The sequence below is a fragment of the Campylobacter sp. BCW_6889 genome (genome assembly GCF_001762535.1).
GTDB lineage: Bacteria > Campylobacterota > Campylobacteria > Campylobacterales > Campylobacteraceae > Campylobacter_D > Campylobacter_D jejuni.
In genome coordinates this window covers 1-17,913 of sequence record NZ_MJWZ01000007.1, presented here as the reverse complement: position 1 = coordinate 17,913, position 17,913 = coordinate 1, and the positions used below count along the sequence as shown (strand labels likewise).

At 31.2% G+C, this 17,913-nt stretch carries 14 protein-coding genes, 1 other RNA gene and 1 pseudogene; 8 read left to right on the top strand and 8 right to left on the bottom strand.

Annotated features, from left to right (window positions below; genetic code table 11):
• Positions 1–21: 21 nt before the first annotated feature.
• The 6 genes from AJ939_RS00640 to mqnE are packed head-to-tail and all read right to left on the bottom strand — an operon-like array spanning position 22 to position 6,666.
• The gene (locus tag AJ939_RS00640; protein WP_070275970.1) at positions 22–2,493 is read right to left on the bottom strand and encodes an efflux RND transporter permease subunit; all 2,472 of its coding nucleotides are present in this window, start codon (positions 2,491–2,493) and stop codon (positions 22–24) included.
• Positions 2,493–3,062 carry an ABC transporter substrate-binding protein gene (locus tag AJ939_RS00635; RefSeq protein ID WP_044794245.1) on the bottom strand — a complete coding sequence of 190 codons (570 nt, stop codon included), beginning with the start codon at positions 3,060–3,062 and terminating at the stop codon, positions 2,493–2,495. Before AJ939_RS00635 ends, AJ939_RS00640 begins: the two co-directional genes overlap by 1 nt.
• A 9-nt stretch (positions 3,063–3,071) precedes the next feature.
• A complete protein-coding gene (locus AJ939_RS00630; protein ID WP_070274864.1) occupies positions 3,072–3,770 on the bottom strand; it encodes a VacJ family lipoprotein in 699 nt (232 codons plus the stop codon).
• A 44-nt stretch (positions 3,771–3,814) separates the two neighbouring features.
• Positions 3,815–4,258, bottom strand: a complete 444-nt coding sequence (locus tag AJ939_RS00625) for a phosphoribosyltransferase (protein ID WP_070275969.1) — start codon at positions 4,256–4,258, stop codon at positions 3,815–3,817.
• 14 nt (positions 4,259–4,272) lie between these two features.
• Entirely contained in the window at positions 4,273–5,592 is a 1,320-nt protein-coding gene (locus tag AJ939_RS00620) for an NCS2 family permease (RefSeq protein WP_070274863.1), read from the bottom strand.
• Positions 5,593–5,601: 9 nt separating this feature from the next.
• Complete coding sequence (mqnE, locus tag AJ939_RS00615) at positions 5,602–6,666, bottom strand: aminofutalosine synthase MqnE (protein WP_070275968.1); 1,065 nt, start codon at positions 6,664–6,666, stop codon at positions 5,602–5,604.
• Positions 6,667–6,808: 142 nt separating this feature from the next.
• Here mqnE and AJ939_RS00610 point away from each other — a divergent pair, with 142 nt between their 5' ends.
• From AJ939_RS00610 to fumC, 3 genes are all read left to right on the top strand, one after another.
• A complete protein-coding gene (locus AJ939_RS00610; protein WP_070275967.1) occupies positions 6,809–9,157 on the top strand; it encodes a nucleotidyltransferase in 2,349 nt (782 codons plus the stop codon).
• 4 nt (positions 9,158–9,161) lie between these two features.
• Positions 9,162–10,958, top strand: coding sequence for a glutamine--fructose-6-phosphate transaminase (isomerizing) (gene glmS, locus AJ939_RS00605; RefSeq protein ID WP_070275966.1), 1,797 nt, complete (start codon positions 9,162–9,164; stop codon positions 10,956–10,958).
• Positions 10,959–11,091: 133 nt separating this feature from the next.
• Positions 11,092–12,483 carry a class II fumarate hydratase gene (gene fumC / locus AJ939_RS00600; protein ID WP_002854099.1) on the top strand — a complete coding sequence of 464 codons (1,392 nt, stop codon included), beginning with the start codon at positions 11,092–11,094 and terminating at the stop codon, positions 12,481–12,483.
• 29 nt (positions 12,484–12,512) lie between these two features.
• Here fumC and AJ939_RS00595 read toward each other — a convergent pair whose 3' ends face one another.
• Together AJ939_RS00595 and ruvB are read right to left on the bottom strand one after the other, a co-directional pair.
• Positions 12,513–13,556, bottom strand: coding sequence for an AI-2E family transporter (locus AJ939_RS00595; RefSeq protein ID WP_061210703.1), 1,044 nt, complete (start codon positions 13,554–13,556; stop codon positions 12,513–12,515).
• A 3-nt stretch (positions 13,557–13,559) separates the two neighbouring features.
• Positions 13,560–14,567 (bottom strand): Holliday junction branch migration DNA helicase RuvB, encoded by a 1,008-nt coding sequence (gene ruvB, locus AJ939_RS00590; protein WP_002862037.1) that lies wholly within the window; start codon positions 14,565–14,567, stop codon positions 13,560–13,562.
• Between the two features lie 90 nt (positions 14,568–14,657).
• Here ruvB and AJ939_RS00585 point away from each other — a divergent pair, with 90 nt between their 5' ends.
• The 5 genes and pseudogenes from AJ939_RS00585 to AJ939_RS11285 form a co-directional block, all read left to right on the top strand.
• A complete protein-coding gene (locus AJ939_RS00585) occupies positions 14,658–15,068 on the top strand; it encodes a hypothetical protein (protein WP_002783915.1) in 411 nt (136 codons plus the stop codon).
• Positions 15,069–15,427: a transfer-messenger RNA gene (gene ssrA / locus AJ939_RS00580) on the top strand.
• Between the two features lie 213 nt (positions 15,428–15,640).
• A complete protein-coding gene (locus AJ939_RS11295; RefSeq protein WP_070274168.1) occupies positions 15,641–16,108 on the top strand; it encodes a C4-dicarboxylate ABC transporter in 468 nt (155 codons plus the stop codon).
• Complete coding sequence (locus AJ939_RS11290) at positions 16,077–16,313, top strand: hypothetical protein (protein ID WP_250578761.1); 237 nt, start codon at positions 16,077–16,079, stop codon at positions 16,311–16,313. Before AJ939_RS11295 ends, AJ939_RS11290 begins: the two co-directional genes overlap by 32 nt.
• A 120-nt stretch (positions 16,314–16,433) precedes the next feature.
• Positions 16,434–17,906, top strand: a pseudogene (locus AJ939_RS11285) (autotransporter outer membrane beta-barrel domain-containing protein); the annotation flags it as partial.
• Positions 17,907–17,913 lie beyond the last annotated feature (7 nt).

The following is a 17,913-nucleotide window of genomic DNA, read 5'->3' as shown; positions in this document are numbered from 1 at the left end:
TTTTTTTAAAATATATAGCTATTATTGTTTTAATATATGCTCTTTATGTTGGTTTGGAAACTTGGTTTTCTTAGAATAAATAGTGATTAAAAAGCTTGGTAATAAGAACAAACTTCCACTTAAAAGCAAAATCATTACAAAAACGGTTAAAATTCCAAAATAAATCGTTGGAATGAAATTACTACTCATCATAACACTAAAACCTAAAACTATGCTAATTGTGGTATAATAAAGTGCCGAACCTATACTAAGGTGAGAAATCATAATGGCTTCTTCTAGGCTTTTGTTTTTAATTTCTTCTCTAAAACGATAAATATAATGTATAGCATCATCAACGCCTATACCTATAGCAATAGCAGCTATAGTAATACTCATCATATCCAAAGGAATACCTAAAAGTCCCATAAGAGCAAAAACTACACTTAAAGGAATAACATTTACGAATATAGCCGCAACTGAAAATTTTAAATCTCTAAAAACAATGATAAAAAGTATAAAAATAGCTAAAATTACAAATATAAGAGTATCAAATTGCGATGAAAAAAGACTTTGGAGCATATTATTATAAAGCACCATTATGCCTGTGATTTGAACTTCTACTCCATCGTTTTTTACAAGCTCGTTAAGCTGTTTTTTAAGATCTATTAAAAACTTATTACGTCTTAAATTCGGATCAGAATCAACAATACGCATACTAAATCTTAACTCGTTATTCTCTATACTTACAAAAGGTGAAAGCAAGTCTTGTTTAAATTTAGCAGGTAAATTCTCATTTAAAAATGCAAGAGCAAAATCATCTAACTCTTTTCCATCGTTGATATTTTTCCCTAGGGTTAAAAGACTATTAAGACTTAAAACCGAGCCTACAAATTCTTTGTTTTCTAAAAATTCATGAACTTTTTTTGCAATGCGTGTTTTTTTAGAGTCAAACCAATAAGTTTCTTGTGTGGCTAAATTTTCAAATTCGCTTTCAAAACTATCAAGAGTATTGCTTGTATTTTGATCGTTTTTATTATTTGGAAAACGAATGATGACTTCTAAAGGCAAGGTTCCACCTAGATTTTTATCAATAACCAAAAGTCCTTTTTTGATTTCACTGCCATCTTTGAAATAATTGACAAAAGAATTTTCAACTCTGAGTTTTGAAATGCCTATTAAAGCTAAGATTATAGCAAGAACTGAAATTCCATAAATCATGTGACGCTTTTTAGGATCAAGAGCGGTTTTAGCACAAAAGGCTAAAAGATTAAATTTAAACTCTTTTTTATGATAATTTTTTGGTTTTAAAAGAACCAAGATACTTGCTAAAAATAAATAACTAAAGATAAGAGCTAAACCTATACCTATACTCATCATAATACCAAGTTTTATGATAGGTTCGATATTTGAAAGCATTAAAGAAAAAAATCCTATCATCGTTGTAACAATGGCATAAAGGCTAGGATTTGCTTTGGCTAGTAAGGTTTCAAGCACTATGCGCTCAACTTTAGCTTTGGGATGATTTTGGGTACTTTCGATAAAATGCGTGATCAAATGAACAACTACACTTAAGGTGATAATTAAAACCAAAGCAACATAATTTGATGAAATAACTGTGATTTGAAAATTTAAAAGTGCAAAAACTCCACTAGCTGCACTTAAGCTTATAAAACAAATAAAAAGAGGTAAAAAAACAAAGCGCCATGAACGGAAAAAATAATAAAGTGCAAGTCCTAGTAAAAATACAAGAGAAACACCATAGAGCACAAGATCAGATTTTATATAAGCTATCATATCATCAGCGATCATGCTTACGCCACCAAGGTAGAGCGTATCTTTATTTTTTTCATAATTTCGAACTATGCTTTTAATAGTATCTAGACTTTGTTTCGTGATAACTTTTTGCTTGTCTTGATGTTTTTTTATAGCAAGACGAATTTGATCTTTTTCTTTTTCATCGGTAGCAAGATCGCGTTTTTCTATAAGATTATTATAAACTGTATCAGGCTTTAAGTAAATAATAAGCCCTGTTACTTTTCCATCTTTTGAGATGATATTATTTTTATAAAAGGGACTATTTAAAATTTCATTTCGGGCTTTTGTGCGGTTTATATCTTGGCTTTCTATGTTTGGGATATTTTTTAAAAGTTCTTTTAAATCCGTATTTTGCGAACTTTGAAGCAAAGGGGCATTGATGATACTAAAAACGCGTTCTACTAAAGGGGCTTTTTCTAATTCTTCATGAAGTTTTTTTAATTTGGCTAAATTTTCATTTGAAAAAGGTTTTTCATCATAGGGTTTGAAGGCTAAAAGTAAAAAATTATCACTTTTATAATGTTTTGAAATTTCTCTAAAAGTTTTTAAATCTGCATCATCTTCTAAAAGTAAACTTTCAGCACTTGCATCTACACTAAGCTTAAAAGCAAAAAAGCTTAAAAACAGGCATATAAACAAGGTTCCAAAAAAAGTACTTTTTGGACGAGAAATAAAAAACTTTAAAAGCTTTGCAAACATTATTCTATGACAATACTTTCAAGTTTTTGAAGTAGGGCATCAAAGCCTTGGTTGGCTAAAATATCTCCAAATTGTGATCTATAAGTTTGTACTATACTCACACCTAAAACATCTACATCATAAATAAGCCAGTTGTTATTATCATTGTAAAATTTGAAAATGATATTTTTTTCTTCCCCATCTACTATCATAGAAGTGGTTAAAAAATAGCGTTTTTCATTTTTTAACTCACCATTTTTGACCTTTAAAATCTGATCTTTATAAAGACTGAGTTTATCGGTAAAACTTTTTTTAAGACTTGTTTCAAAGGCTGTGGTAAATTTTTCTTGTTCTTTTGGGGTTAATTTAGAATAATTTTTCGAAAGACTGAGTTTTGCCATGAGTTTATAATCTATTATGCTATCAAAAAGTTTAAAAATTCCATCAGCAGCTTGTTTTTTGTCTTCTTTGCTATCTTGTAAAAGTTTTAAGCTTGCATCAATGTTTTTTTGCATAGTACTAGAAATTTCATCTAGTTGTAAGGCAAAAGCATTAAAAAATAAAGCCAAGATTAAAAATATTTTTTTCATTATTTTCCTTTATTTGCTAAGTTCATTGCGTCTTTGCTCGTAAGCATCACGCAAGAATGGATATAAATTAGGCGTGTTGTGATAAATTTCATCAATTTCATCAAGTCTAAAACTAAGTTCATTACCAAATCCATAAGCACTTATAGCTATACTTGCCCAAGTAGGATCAATGTAAGCGGTAAAACTTGCATACCAAGTTGCAGGTAAAGCAAGAGTATCTCTAAGATTACTAGGGCCGAGTATAGGTAAGACAATATGAAAACCGCTTCCTACACCCCAGTGAGCCAAAACGGTTCCTAAGTCCGCGGGATGTTTTTTAAGACCCATTTTTGATGCCACATCCATAAGTCCACCAAAGCCCATAATGGTATTGGCAGCAAATCTTTTAAATTCTTCTCCCGCTTCTTCAAATTTAAACTGCAAAACATTGCCTACAAAACGCAAAGGAGCAAGTAAATTATCAAAGAAATTTCTTGCCCCTAATCTTATAAATTCAGGAGTGATAGCGTTATAGCCCTTAAGAACGGGACGCAAACCATAATCATACAAAGCCACATTAAAACTTGTCATAGCTTTGTTATATCCTGAAAGCGGATCGTTTACTTGATAGTTTTGGTATTCTTGTTCAAAATCATCTAAATTTTGTTCTTTAGCAAAAGCAAAAATAGTAAAAAAAATTAAAATACAAGATATAAATTTTATTCTCAAGCAAAAACTCCTAAAAATTTTAAAAGTAAAATTATAGCAAATTTTTAATCAAGATTTATATCCCAGTAAAAATCCACCCATTCAGTAGCCTCTTTTACTTTAAAATCAGGCTCCAAAAGAGCAGTTTTTTTATAAAAAATGGTTGCAATTTTAAGTTCTATATGAGGAAATTTTTCAAGCAAAACTTTTTTTATTTCTGCTAAACTTTCTCCACTATCTACTATATCATCAATGAGTAGAATTTTTTTGTGCTTGCTTAAATCAGGAATGTTAAAAATTTCAATAGTATCAAGTTTTTTTGTATTATTGTAATGAATTGAGTTTAAAGCAAAAAGCTGACGTGTTTTTAAAGCCACTGCTAAAGAGTGTCCTAAACTCATCCCTCCTCTTGCTATAGCTAAAAGTGCATCGGGGTTAAAATCTTTTTTAATTTCTTTAGCAAGAATTTTTACATCTTCTTTAAATTCTTCATAGGAGTAAAATATCATTATATATCCTTAATTTATTGTAGTGCCATAAGTAAAAAATTACCCAAAGATAATAAACTTAAAACTATAATGCCAAGATTGATTTTATCCCATTCGCGTTTAAAAATTCTTACAAGCAAATAAGAAAGAAAACCAAAAGCAAAACCTGTGGTAATGGAGTAAGTAAAAGGCATCATGATAATAGTAAAAAAGCTTGCTACAGCTATAGCACTATCTTTAAAATCTATATTTTTAACTTCCATAAACATTAAAATTCCAACCATTACAAGTACGGGGTATATTGCGTTTGCAGGAATGGCTTTAAAAAGTGGCAGTAAAAAAAGTGTAAAAGCAAAACAAATAGCTACAACTAAAGCTGCAAGCCCCGTTCTTCCTCCGCTTTCAACCCCTGTAGTGCTTTCTACAAAAGCAGTAACTGTAGAAGTACCTGTCATAGCTCCTAAGGCTGATCCTGTTGCATCTGCCATTAAGGTTTTGCTTAGTTTTTTTTCTCCATTTTTGGGATCATTAAAAATCTTTCCTCTTTCACCCACACCTGTGATAGTTCCTATACTATCAAAAAGTTGAGTGATAAAAAAAGTAAGAATTATAGGTATCATAGTAATATTTAAGGCACTTTTGATATCAAGTTGTAAAAAGATGGCTCCTAAACCATTTTCCATGCTAAAATTTGGCAAAGAAAAGATTTGCACAGGAAAACTTGCATTATCTAAATGAAAAATCCAAGCGATAATAGAGCTTGCTAATACCCCCAAAATAAAAGCTCCGCGAAGTTTTATAGCCCAAAAAAAGATGATTAAAGCTAGAGTAAAAATTCCAAAAAACACATGGGGGATTTTGAAATTTCCTATGCTGACTAAAGTATCTTTATTATGCATTATCACACCCATTTGACTTAAGCCTAAAAATGCAATAAAACAACCTATACCGGCACAAATTGCAAGACGTAAATCTTTTGGGATATTGCGGATTACCCAAAGGCGAAAATGCGTAAAGGAAAGTATGAGAAAAATAATACTTGAAATAAAAACAGCTCCTAAGGCACTTTGCCAAGCTATGTTTTGACCTAAACAAACCGCAAAGGTAAAATAAGCATTTAAACCCATTCCAACACTCATAGCTACAGGAGTATTGGCAAAAAAAGCATTAAAAGCACTTGCAACTATGGTGATTAAAGCTGTTGCGGTGATTAAAGCTTCTATGGGCATTCCTGTATTTCCTACTATGCTAGAATTTACAGGGATAATATAAACCATAGCCAAAAAAGTAGTAAGCCCTGCTATAACTTCAGTTTTAAAACTCGTATTGTTTTCTTTGAGTTTAAAGAAGTCCATTTTTTCTCCTTAGTAGGTTTTTAGATCGTTGTATAAACTATCGCGTTCTACAGGAATAAGATTTGAAGTTTTTATCATATCGATAAAAGTTTTTAAACTTGTGCCTTTGGCGGACTTTGCACCACCTGCACTTTGTATGCTTTCTTTTTCTATGGTACCGTCTAAATCATTAGCTCCAAATTCTTGTGCTACCATGGCTAAATTTAAAGTCATTGTTGCCCAGTAAGCTTTGATATTTTTAATATTATCAAGCACTAAACGAGCAATGGCAATGGTTTTTAAAATTTCTTCACTATCCATGATTTTATCAGTTTGTATAAAGCTATTATCCCTTTGCCAAACTAGAGGGATAAAAGCATTAAATCCACCGGTTTGATCTTGAAGATCACGCAGTCTTAACATATGATCGATCCTGTGATGTCTTTCTTCTATATGCCCAAAAAGCATGGTAGCATTACTTTGTTTGCCTTTTTCATGCCAAAGTTTATGAATTTTAAGCCAATTTTCACTGCTAACTTTTCCATGACAAATTTTCTTACGCACTTCTTCATCAAAAATTTCAGCTCCACCGCCTGGCATGGAATCAACGCCGTATTCAAGCATTTTTTCTATCACTTCTTCATAGCTCATTTTAAAACGACGATGTAAAAAATCAATCTCGGCAGCAGTCATAGCTTTCACATGAAGATTGGGATATTTTTCTTTTATCATTTTAAAAATTCCTAAGTACCATTGCCAAGTTGTATCTTTGTTGTGGGCTGAAACGATATGCACTTCTTTGGTTTCTCGTTTTACGGTTTCATCAACAATTTTCATGATTTCTTCATGAGTCATCAAATAAGGATTAGGATTTTTTCGGTGTGCTGAAAAGGCGCAAAATTTACAGGTATCTGCACAGATATTGGTTGGATTGATATGGCGATTAATATTAAAATAAACTTTTTTTCCATGAAGTTTGGTGCGTTTTTTGTGAGCGTATTTGCCTAGGGTAAAAAGATCTAAATCCCAAAGTGCATTGGCTTCTTCTTGGTTTAATCTTTCTTCATTTTCTAGTTTGGTAATTAAATTTTTCATTTTAATTTTACTCTTTTGCTGTTTTTAAATAAAGCATTATAATTTCTGCTTACTGAAAAAGAGTTTATAGAAAAAGCCAAAATAAAAGATATTTTTGTTAAGATTATTATTAAAATATTAAAATTTAAAGAGAGTGGAAATTTTGTTAAATAAAGAATTAGAAATTTTTAAAAAAAATCTTAGTTCCTATACCCAAAGTTGTAGAAAATTTTTTCTTAAGCAAGGGGCGTTTAGCTTATATCATTCTAAAAATATGGATAATTTCATAAAAAAAGCTTATGATATAGTTCTTAAAGATTATTTTGATGATTTTTCACCTCCAAGTGATAATATCCCTTTTTGTGTTTTAGCAAGCAAAGCATATGCAAACAATAGTCTTTGTTTTAATGAAAGTATTTCTTTGATTTTTGTTTATAAAGATATTAAGGCTTTTCATTTAAAACCTATGATTAAGGCTTTTATCGAAATTTTAAATGATGCGCATTTGCAAATTAATTCGGTTGTCTTAGAATTTAATGGACTTTATAATGCTAGCAATGAGCTTAAGACTTCTATAATACAAGCTCGTTTCATATGTGGTTCTAGGATTTTATTTAAAGGGATTAAGACAAAATTTGAGAGTATTTTAAAAGAAAATAAAAATGATTTTGCCAAGCTTTTGCTAGAAAATTTTAAAGAATTTGATATTCCATTTATAAAGCAAGAATTTAATATCTTAAAAGATTTTGGCGGATTAAATCATTTAAGATCCTTAGAGGGTTTGCTTGTTCTTTTTAAGACTTCTCCAAAAAATTATGCTTTAAATTTTATAGATGAAAAAAATTTAAGCGAGTTACGTTTAGCTGGAGACTTTTTACTTTCTTTAAAATCAGCGATGAATTTATTAAGTGCTAAAGATGAGGATGAGTTTTTACTTATTAATGTTCATGACTTGAGTGAATTAATGTATAAAAAAGCTAAAAAACATTTTGGAGCAAATGAGTTGTTGGTTCAAAAGGCTTTGCAAAGTATGCATACTATAGGTTTTTATACACACTTTCTAGCAAAGCAAATTCAAGATGGATTAAATCATACCCCTAAACAAGAGTATAAATTTAAAACTCTTATAGAAGTTTTAGAATACTTATTAAAACTTGAAGATAAAGAGGTTATTTTCGATCTTAACTTGGTTTTTGCCCTAAGAAGATTGAAATACGGTAAAAAAGATATAGAAAAAGCTTTAATACTTTTTGAGAAAATTTTTTATAAAAGGCATAGTTTTTGTGTTTTAAAACTTTTGCTTGATAGTGGAATTTTAAAAGATTTATGCAAGCCTTTTTGGACAGTTCGTTTTTTAAGTGATGAAGAAGGAAATTATAGTTTTGATGAGCAAGTTTTTCTTATGTTAAGTGAATTTGAAAAATACGAAGATGAGCTTGAGATACTCCAAAAACTTAAAACCGATGAAAAAATGATTTTAAAGCTTGTGATACTTTTAAGCGCTATAGAAAGTGAAAATGAAATTTCTTTAGCAGGCATATATAGAGCGTATTGCTCCAAATTTGATTTAAAGAATGAAATTTTAGAATGGGGTCTTAAAATATTTAAAAACAATAATGCCTTAAAAGATCTTGTAGAAAAAGAAGATATATATAATCCTATTGTTGTAAGTAGTTTGGTTTCTAAATTAGAAAATTTAGAAAATTTAGAGCTTTTATATACTTTAACTTGGCTAAAGGCTAAGGCTTTAAATTACAATGCTTTTTATTTTAGAGTTCTTGATAAACTTTTAGAAAATGCAAAACAAGGTTTTGAAGATGAAAATCTACTTGAAGAAAGCGCAAGAAGAGTAAAAAAAGAATTAACACTTAAAAGAAGTAAGATTTTTTTAGAGCAAGATGAAATTTTGCAAGATAAAATCATACATATCAAATCAAATCTTTTTATTATAAAAAATACTTTTGAAGATATTGTTATGATTTCTAAATTAGCCAAAGAAAATGATTTTAAATTTTGGTTTAGTAATGAAACAAATCTTAGTTTGCAAATTGTTGCACCACTTCATTTTAATATTGCCATTATTTTAAGTTCTTTAACAAATTTAAATCTTATTTTCATGAATTTTTTTGAACTTTTTGATGATAAAATTTATTTAAGATTTGAATATGATAATATTATCAGTGATGAGCAAAAACTAAAACTTTGCGAGCTTTTAAATTCAAATCTTTCTGGTTTTAATTTGAAAAAAATTAAAAAGCCAGTCATTAAAAAAGATGAGTTAAAATTAGACTTAAACTATTCTAAAATGTATGCCAAATTAGGTCTTAATACCAAAGATCAGCAAGGTTTAATGGCGTATTTGATGAATGTTTTTAATGAACTTGAACTTGTTTTATGTGCAGCAAAAATTCAAACCATAAGACAAAGGACGCGTAATATTTTTATTTTTCAAAAGAATGAAAAATTAGAACATAGCGAGCAAAAGTTAGTTAATTTATTAATAAGTGAGTAAAAAAATGTGTGGAATCGTAGGCTATATAGGAAATAATGAAAAAAAACAAATTATACTAAATGGACTTAAAGAATTAGAATACCGTGGCTATGATAGTGCGGGTATGGCAGTGATGCAAGAAGGAGAGCTTAGTTTTTTTAAAGCTGTAGGAAAACTTGAAAATTTGGCGAATAAATGCACGGATTTTGAAAGTCAAGGTTATGGTTTTGCTATAGGTCATACAAGATGGGCAACTCATGGTAAGCCTACTGAAATCAACGCACATCCTCATTTGGGACAGTATTCTTGCGTGATTCACAATGGTATTATAGAAAATTATAAAGAAATCAAAGATAAACTTGAAAAAGAAGGCGTGAGTTTTTTAAGCCAAACAGATACTGAAGTTATTGTTCAGCTTTTTGAATTTTATGCAAGAAATTTGGGAGTTTTTGAAGCTTGGCAAAAAACCATCAAAGAACTTCGCGGTGCTTTTGCTACTTTGTTAGTAACAAAAAAAGATCCTCATCATGTGTATTTTGCAAAAAATGCTGCTCCTTTGATTATCGGTAAAAATGCAAATAAAGAATGGTATTTTTCTTCAGGTGATGCACCTTTGATAGGAAGTTGTGATGAGGTGATGTATCTTGAAGATTTAAGCTTGGGATACGCGAGTAAAGATGAGCTTGTCGTTTATGAAAATGATGTTTTAAAATCACTTTGTTTTTCTAAGCTTTCAGGCGATAAGGCTTATGCAAAAAAAGACGGCTTTCGCTTTTTTATGGAAAAAGAAATTTATGAACAAAATCGCGTGATGAGTGAAGTTTTAATGGGGCGTATTCAAGGCGATGAAGTCGTTTTTGATGAGCTAAACAATGAAGATTTAAGTCAAGTAGATGAAATCACGCTTTGTGCTTGTGGAACAAGCTATCATGCTGCAATGGCAAGTGCTTATTTGTTTGAAAGAATTGCTAAAGTTAAAGCTAAAGTAGAAATTGCAAGTGAATTTCGATACCGTGAAGCAATTATAAAAAAAGATTCTTTATTTATCGTTATTTCTCAAAGTGGAGAAACAGCAGACACTTTAGAGGCTTTAAAGATTGCAAAAGAGCAGGGTGCTAAGACTTTTGCAATTTGTAATGTGGATAATTCTAATATAGTGCGTTTAGCACATCTAAGCCTTTTAACTCGTGCGGGCATAGAAAAAGGAGTTGCTTCAACTAAAGCTTTTGCCACTCAGGTTTTAACACTTTGGATGCTTGCTATTTTTATGGCACAAAAAAGAAATTTAAATGTTTCTGCTGAAATTAAAGCGCTTTTACATACTCCAAATTGTGTGAGTGTAAAACAGGCTTTACATGAAAAAATTCATCGTTTATCCAAGCGTTATTTAGATGGACATGGCTTTTTCTTTATAGGTAGAGATGTGTTTTATCCTTTGGCCTTAGAAGGAGCTTTAAAACTTAAAGAATTATCTTATCTTCACGCTGAGGGTTATCCTGCAGGAGAGATGAAACATGGCCCTATTGCTCTGGCTGATTCTAAACTTTATACTATAGCTTTAATGCCAAAGCATATGCTTTATGAAAAAACAAAATCAAATGTTGAAGAGCTTATAGCTAGGGATTCTACAGTGCTTAGCATTTCGCCTTTAGAATTTGATTTGAGTGATGATTTTATAAAAACCAATGAGCAAGATCACTATATGTGTGAATTTTTTGAAATGATGGTAATTACTCAACTTTTAGCAATGGAAATTTCTATAAGACTTGGCAATGATGTGGATATGCCAAGAAATTTGGCTAAAAGCGTAACAGTCGAATAATCCGTGCAGTTTAAAGAAACTGCACATAACTTTCAAATACTTCAAAAATTATAAATAAATTTTAAATTATAAGCTAATTTTATGCTTATTTTTGCTTAAATAATTCTAACAATATTTCTAGAAAGGAAACACTATGGAATACAGAGTTGAACATGATACCATGGGTGAAGTTAAGGTCCCAAATGACAAATATTGGGGAGCGCAAACTGAAAGAAGTTTTGAAAATTTCAAAATCGGTTGTGAGAAAATGCCAAAGGTTTTAATCTATGCTTTTGCAAATCTTAAAAAATCTTTAGCTTTAGTCAATAACAAACTTGGCAAACTTGATGATGCTAAAAAAAATGCTATAGTTCAAGCTTGTGATGAGATTATCGCAGGTAAATTTGATGATAATTTTCCACTTGCGATTTGGCAAACAGGTTCAGGTACGCAAAGCAATATGAATATGAATGAAGTTATTGCAAATCGTGCCACTGAAATCATGGGCGGAGATTTTCGAAAAGAAAAGCTTGTACATCCAAATGATCATGTTAATATGAGTCAAAGTTCAAATGATACTTTTCCAACTGCTATGAGTATTGTTGCGGTTGAGCAAGTAGAGAAAAAGCTCATCCCTGCGCTTGATGAGCTTATTGCAACTTTTGAAAAAAAAGTAAAAGAATTTGATGGTATTATCAAGATAGGACGCACGCATTTACAAGATGCTACGCCACTTACTCTAGCACAAGAATTTAGTGGATATCTTTCTATGCTTTTGCATTCAAAAGAGCAAATCATCGCTTCTTTACCAACTTTAAGAGAACTTGCTATAGGAGGAACCGCAGTAGGAACAGGGCTTAATGCGCATCCAGAATTAAGCCAAAAAGTAAGTGAAGAACTAACTCAACTTATAGGTACGAAATTTGTTTCAAGTCCAAATAAATTTCATGCTTTAACAAGTCATGATGCGATCAATTTTACTCATGGAGCTATGAAAGGTTTGGCTGCAAATTTAATGAAAATTGCAAATGATATAAGATGGTTAGCTTCGGGTCCAAGATGTGGTCTTGGTGAGCTTATCATTCCTGAAAATGAACCAGGAAGTTCGATTATGCCAGGTAAGGTAAATCCTACCCAGTGCGAAGCTGTTACTATGGTTGCTGTACAAGTGATGGGAAATGATGCAGCTATTGGATTTGCAGCAAGTCAAGGAAATTTTGAACTTAATGTGTTTAAGCCTGTGATTATTTATAATTTCTTGCAAAGTCTTGATTTGTTGGCTGATTCTATGCATTCATTCAATATCCATTGTGCTGTAGGCATAGAACCAAATCGTGCAAAAATCGATCATAATCTTCATAATTCTTTAATGCTAGTTACCGCTCTAAATCCACACATAGGTTATGAAAACGCTGCTAAAGTAGCCAAAAATGCTCATAAAAAAGGTATTTCTTTAAAAGAAAGCGCAATGGAGCTTGGTTTGGTTAGCGAAGAAGATTTCAATAAATTTGTTGATCCTACTAAAATGATAGGCCCAAAAGCCTAGAACATAAAACTTGCCTTTTTTAAGGCAAGTTAAATTAAATTCTTATCTTTTAAAATCACATACATTCTTAAAGTTGATACAAAAAAAGTTAAAATCGCAGGACCTAGTATAATACCCCAAAAACCAAAGGTTGAAATTCCTGCTATCATGGCCAAGAAAATTAAAAGTTCGTTGATTTTGGTAGGGGTTTTTACAAGTTTTTTGTTGATCCATTTGATGATTAAAGGTTTGATTAAAGTATCTGCTATAAAAGAAATTACAATTACAGAATAAATAAAAATAGCAAGAGCTGAGTTAAGATTGTTTGAGGCAAATTCATAAAGACTTACAGGCACATAAATTAAAGCTCCTCCTATAGCAGGTATGAGAGAACTTACAGCAAAAATTACTCCCATTAAAATTCCATCATAACCATAAAACATTGTGATTAAACCAAAAAGTGCACCTTGAAATATTGCTACAATTACCATAGAGTAAAGCACAACAGCCATAACATTACCCACTTCGCTTAAAACATCATCGAGTTCTTTTTTATCAATAGGAATGATGGATTTAAGATAGATAACAAGTTCTGTTCCATATAGATTTGCAAAGAAATAAAACACACAAATTAAAACCATATCTATAAGAAATTTAGCTCCTGATTTTGTAAAACTTGAAGCATAGCTTAGAATTTGTTTAGAAATGCTATTTAAATCTATAGAAGCTAAAAATTCTTTGATTTTAGGTTCTAAAAAATTAAAGCTTTCAGGCAAGGTAAATTGATAGTTTTTGACATAATCAAGTGTTTGTGTGACTAAATTGATATCAAAATTCTTTAAAGCTTTGGCAAGTTCTATCATAGCATAAACAAAAGGTGCAAAGAAAAGCAAAACCATGCAAGCTGTTGTAAGAATGGAAGCTAAAAATTTATGTCCTTTAGTAAGATTTAAAAATTTCGCATTGATGTTTGAGGTAGCTACCGCCATTAAACTAGCTATGATAATCACAAGTAAAAAACCTTTAAAAAGATAAAGCAAAAGAAATAAAATAACTAAAATAAAGCTTATAAGAAAGAATTTTCCATTTTGCAAAATTTACTCCTCAAATAAAGTTTTTTCATAGTTTAATTTTAAAGCACTATAGCTTTTTGTGCTTGCTATACGCCCTTTTGCAGTGCGTTCTATATAGCCATTAGCTAATAAATAAGGCTCGATTACATCTTCTATGGTATTTTCATCTTCACTTAAAGCTGCAGCAATGCTTGCAAGTCCGATAGGTTTTTGTTTAGCAGCAGTTAAAAGTTCAAGATATCTTAAATCCATCGCATCAAAACCAAGCTCATTCACTCCTAAAGAATTTAAGGCTTCATTAGCTCTTTTTTCTGTGATAATCTCTTCATCATTAACATCGGCAAAATCCCTAACTCTTTTTAAAAGCCTTAAGGCTATCCTTGGGGTTGAACGACTTCTTTTAGCGATCTCAAGTGCGGCTTTTTCTTCGCAAGTTTTATTAAGTTTTAAAGCTGCTTTTTGCAAGATGAGAGCAAGTTCGCTATCTTTGTAAAATTCTAATCTAAATTGCATACCAAAACGATCTCGCAAAGGATTGCTAAGCATACCTGCACGCGTTGTAGCCCCTATAAGAGTAAATTTTGGCAAATCGATTTTTATGGTTTGAGCAGCTGGACCACTACCTATGATAATATCAAGGCGGTAATCCTCCATTGCAGGGTAAAGCACTTCTTCGATAGCAGGGCTTAAGCGATGAATTTCATCGATAAAAAGTATATCTCCTTCGCTAAGATTGGTTAAAATGGCTGCTAAATCTCCGCTTTTTTCTATCATAGGAGCGGCGGTTGTTTTGATATTTGCACCCATTTCATAGGAGATGATATTAGCTAGTGTTGTTTTTCCAAGTCCTGCAGGACCGCTAAAAAGTATATGATCTAAACATTCATTGCGTTTTTTAGCTGCAGCTATAAAGACATTTAAATTTTTTTTAATGCTTTCTTGACCTATATAACCATCAAAATTTGAAGGACGCAACGAAGTTTCGTAAGTTTCATCAAAGGAGTATTTTTCTATTTCTACTATTCTATCCATATCTTTGCTTATATTTTGGAAAAATTAAAATAAGATTTTAGCTAAAATTTGCTAGAATTTACATTAAACTTTAATGATTGTGGTTTAAAAATGGGAATTTTAACAAAATTAGAATTAGATTATGAAATTGACGATATAGAAAAATTTTTACAATTTTTTAGAACCATGTGCGATAGGTTTGAACCTTTAATCATCAAGCTTGGAAGCGATAGTGTGCGTTATAAAGAAGCTATAAAAGAGCTTGAAACTTTAGCACACAATACCGCTTGGGCAGCAAGACGCTTAAATCTTGAAGAAGTGACTGATTTTTGCGTATTTTGCGAAGAGATGATGGCACAAGCAAATCGCTTTAACGGGCCTGCTAGTGATGAATTTACGGATTGGATGCTTTTGATGAGTGATCAGTTTGAAAAATATTGTCGTTCATATGAAAATGATGATTCTGTTTTAGCGGTTTTTAATCCTTTAATTGTTAATGTTCCAAATATTATTTCTAAATAAGGGAGCGACTTGGCTTCGACAGGAGTAAGTCTGCTTAGATGGCATGTCGCTTTGGGCAAAGCGTAAAAAGCCCAAATAAAATTAAACGCAAACAACGTTAAATTCGCTCCTGCTTACGCTAAAGCTGCGTAAGTTCAGTCGAGCCTGAAATTTAAGTCATACTATCTAGCTTAATTTTCGGTCATTTTTGATAGTGTAGCCTTGCGTTTGACAAGCGTTGAGGTGAAATAAAGTCTTAGCCTTGCTTTTGAGTTTTGGAAGATGAGCGAAGTAGGGTGAAGTAGTCATCTTTGCTAAGCATGTAGAGGTCTTTGTGGGATTATTTTTGGACAGGGGTTCGATTCCCCTCGCTTCCACCATCATGCTAATTTTAAGTAAATCATAAGTTTATTTCAAATTTTTAGAATTTTTTATATGAAGTTAAGATCGATTTATTACCCTTAAAACTTTGATATATTAAGTTTTATAATTTTTCATTAAAAATTTATAGTTTTATTTTTAAGCTTATTTAAAAAAAAAAAGGGGGGGGGTATAATTTTTCCTTCAGTTTAAATTTATTGAAGGAGAAACTTATGAAGAAAAATGCTTCGAGCAAGATATTGCTAAGCTTAGGTGCAGCAACTTTGCTTTATTCAGGTGCTTTTGCACAAGAAATCAATCTTACAGAGTCTTCAGATATAGGAAATTATTTTGAAGAAAATGGTAAGGATATCAATCTCAAAAATCCTGATAATTACAAAGGGCAAGATTTAAGTATTAAAATGGGCATTGGAGATTTACCAAGCGATGGCTCTGATAGTGCTGATTATCGATTGAACATTGATATCGGTAAAAACAATACTTTAAGCTTTAAACACAATAATGGCGACCATCCTGCTTATGTAACAAATTTAAATGCTACTGCTAAAGAGGTTAAAACAACAGATATAATTTTACAAGCTTTTGCGCCTTCGGTGATTAATGGAGATTTAACTATGACTAGCTTAGGAGGTGAAGCCATTACCGAGGATGAAAAAAAGCTCAGGTATAATTCTTTATAATGGAACAGAAGGAAAAAGTGCTAATGATAGCTTAACTATAAATGGAAATTTTACCGCTAATGAAACTCTTTTTGCTACTTATGGAAATTTTGTTAAGGTAAATGGAACTGCAAATCTTACAAATTCAAATTTTGGACTTATCAAACGCTCTTATACAGACTTAGAAGCAAATAATGTAGTGATGGTCAAGCTAAAATTTCAATGAAGATATCTTAAAAGCAAAGAACAATGCAGGTGCATTACTTGTAAAATTTTAAATGATTATGTTTCAACTGATCTTCATGGCAAAGATGAATTAGAAACAGGAGCTGTTATAGATATTAGCGATGAAGAGAAATATGGCGATGGAATAAAAGGCTTAGTAGATTATAAACTTAACGTTCAAAACTGCGGTGGCAATAAATGCTTAGTGATCAATGGAGGTGCTACTGCAGCGGCTAAAAATTTAACTAATCAAATCACAGTAGATATAGATGCTATAGATAAATTGCTTAAAAATGAATTTGATCCTAGTCAAGAAGAAGAATGGACAAAAGTTAAAGAAGCCCTTGAAAAACAAAAAGAAGAGCTTGAAAAACTTCAACAAGAAGCTATGCAAAACGGCGGTAAAATCGATGATGAAAAATACGTTGATTTAGTAAATAAAAACTTAAATTTAAATCTTAGTGCTAATGATAAAGCTTCTATCCTAGCACTTCGTTCTATCACAGAACAATTAGGAAGTATAGGAGCAGATTTAGCAAGTAGAGAAGGTGTAAAACTAGCCCTACAAATCAAAAAAGACACAGACAATACAGGTAAATCTGTATCCAATCTCAATTCAGCTTCTAGTGCAGTAAATACCACTATGAATATTTCTAATGATGTTTCTATAGGTTCTCGTGTAGCAATGCTAAACAATCCTTTTGGAACTTATGCTTCTAAAATGAATGGCCTTAAATTTGCTGCTTTAGATAGTGATATGAGACCAAGCTATGTAAATGAATATACCAATAGTATTTGGGCTAATGCTTTTGGTGGTGCTAACATTATCGATGGAGATAGTGGTGCAATGTATGGTGCTACCGTAGGGGTAGATAAACAAGCTAATGATAATGTTTTATGGGGTGCTTATTTTACTTATGCAAATGCTAAAATCAAAGACAATAATTTAGAACAAAAAAGCGATAACTTCCAATTAGGTATGTATTCTACTATCAATATAGCTCCACAATGGGAACTTAATCTTAAAGCTTATGCTCAAGTTTCTCCAACTAAACAAGACAATATTCAAACAGATGGTGCATATAACTCAGATTATACAAGCAAATTCTTAGGATTTAGTGCTAATGTAGGTCGTGTGTTTGACTTTAGTGATAATACTTTATTTATTAAACCTTTTGCAGGGATAAATTATTATTTTAGTTATACTCCATCTCATACAGAAAATGGTGCTATTGCTAAAGATATTGATTCTATGAAAAACAATTCTGTAAGTGTTGAAATGGGTGCTGAATTTAGAAAATATATGAATGAAAACTCTTATATTTTTGTAACTCCAAAAATAGAACAATTTGTTATCAATAGTGGTGATGATTACACAGCTAACCTAGCTGTAAATAATGCTTTCTTTACTAGCGTAGAAGCTAACAACAAGAAAAAAACATACGGACAAATTATCGTAGGGGGTAATGTAGATTTTACAAATCAACTCAGTATAAATCTTGGCTTTGGTGCTAAACAAATACTAGCAGGTAAAGTAGATAATAAAAATGAAACTTACTTAAGTGGTCAAGTAGGACTTAAGTATAAATTTTAATCTTAAA

What these genes read in the sequence shown, in the direction of transcription:
- fumC (WP_002854099.1), top strand. Translation starts at nt 11,092, where the DNA reads ATGGAATACAGAGTTGAACATGATACCATGGGTGAAGTTAAGGTCCCA.
- AJ939_RS11290 (WP_250578761.1), top strand. Translation starts at nt 16,077, where the DNA reads ATGAAAAAAAGCTCAGGTATAATTCTTTATAATGGAACAGAAGGAAAA.
- ruvB (WP_002862037.1), bottom strand. Translation starts at nt 14,567, where the DNA reads ATGGATAGAATAGTAGAAATAGAAAAATACTCCTTTGATGAAACTTAC.
- AJ939_RS00635 (WP_044794245.1), bottom strand. Translation starts at nt 3,062, where the DNA reads ATGAAAAAAATATTTTTAATCTTGGCTTTATTTTTTAATGCTTTTGCC.
- AJ939_RS00585 (WP_002783915.1), top strand. Translation starts at nt 14,658, where the DNA reads ATGGGAATTTTAACAAAATTAGAATTAGATTATGAAATTGACGATATA.
- AJ939_RS11295 (WP_070274168.1), top strand. Translation starts at nt 15,641, where the DNA reads ATGAAGAAAAATGCTTCGAGCAAGATATTGCTAAGCTTAGGTGCAGCA.
- mqnE (WP_070275968.1), bottom strand. Translation starts at nt 6,666, where the DNA reads ATGAAAAATTTAATTACCAAACTAGAAAATGAAGAAAGATTAAACCAA.
- AJ939_RS00620 (WP_070274863.1), bottom strand. Translation starts at nt 5,592, where the DNA reads ATGGACTTCTTTAAACTCAAAGAAAACAATACGAGTTTTAAAACTGAA.
- glmS (WP_070275966.1), top strand. Translation starts at nt 9,162, where the DNA reads ATGTGTGGAATCGTAGGCTATATAGGAAATAATGAAAAAAAACAAATT.
- AJ939_RS00625 (WP_070275969.1), bottom strand. Translation starts at nt 4,258, where the DNA reads ATGATATTTTACTCCTATGAAGAATTTAAAGAAGATGTAAAAATTCTT.
- AJ939_RS00640 (WP_070275970.1), bottom strand. Translation starts at nt 2,493, where the DNA reads ATGTTTGCAAAGCTTTTAAAGTTTTTTATTTCTCGTCCAAAAAGTACT.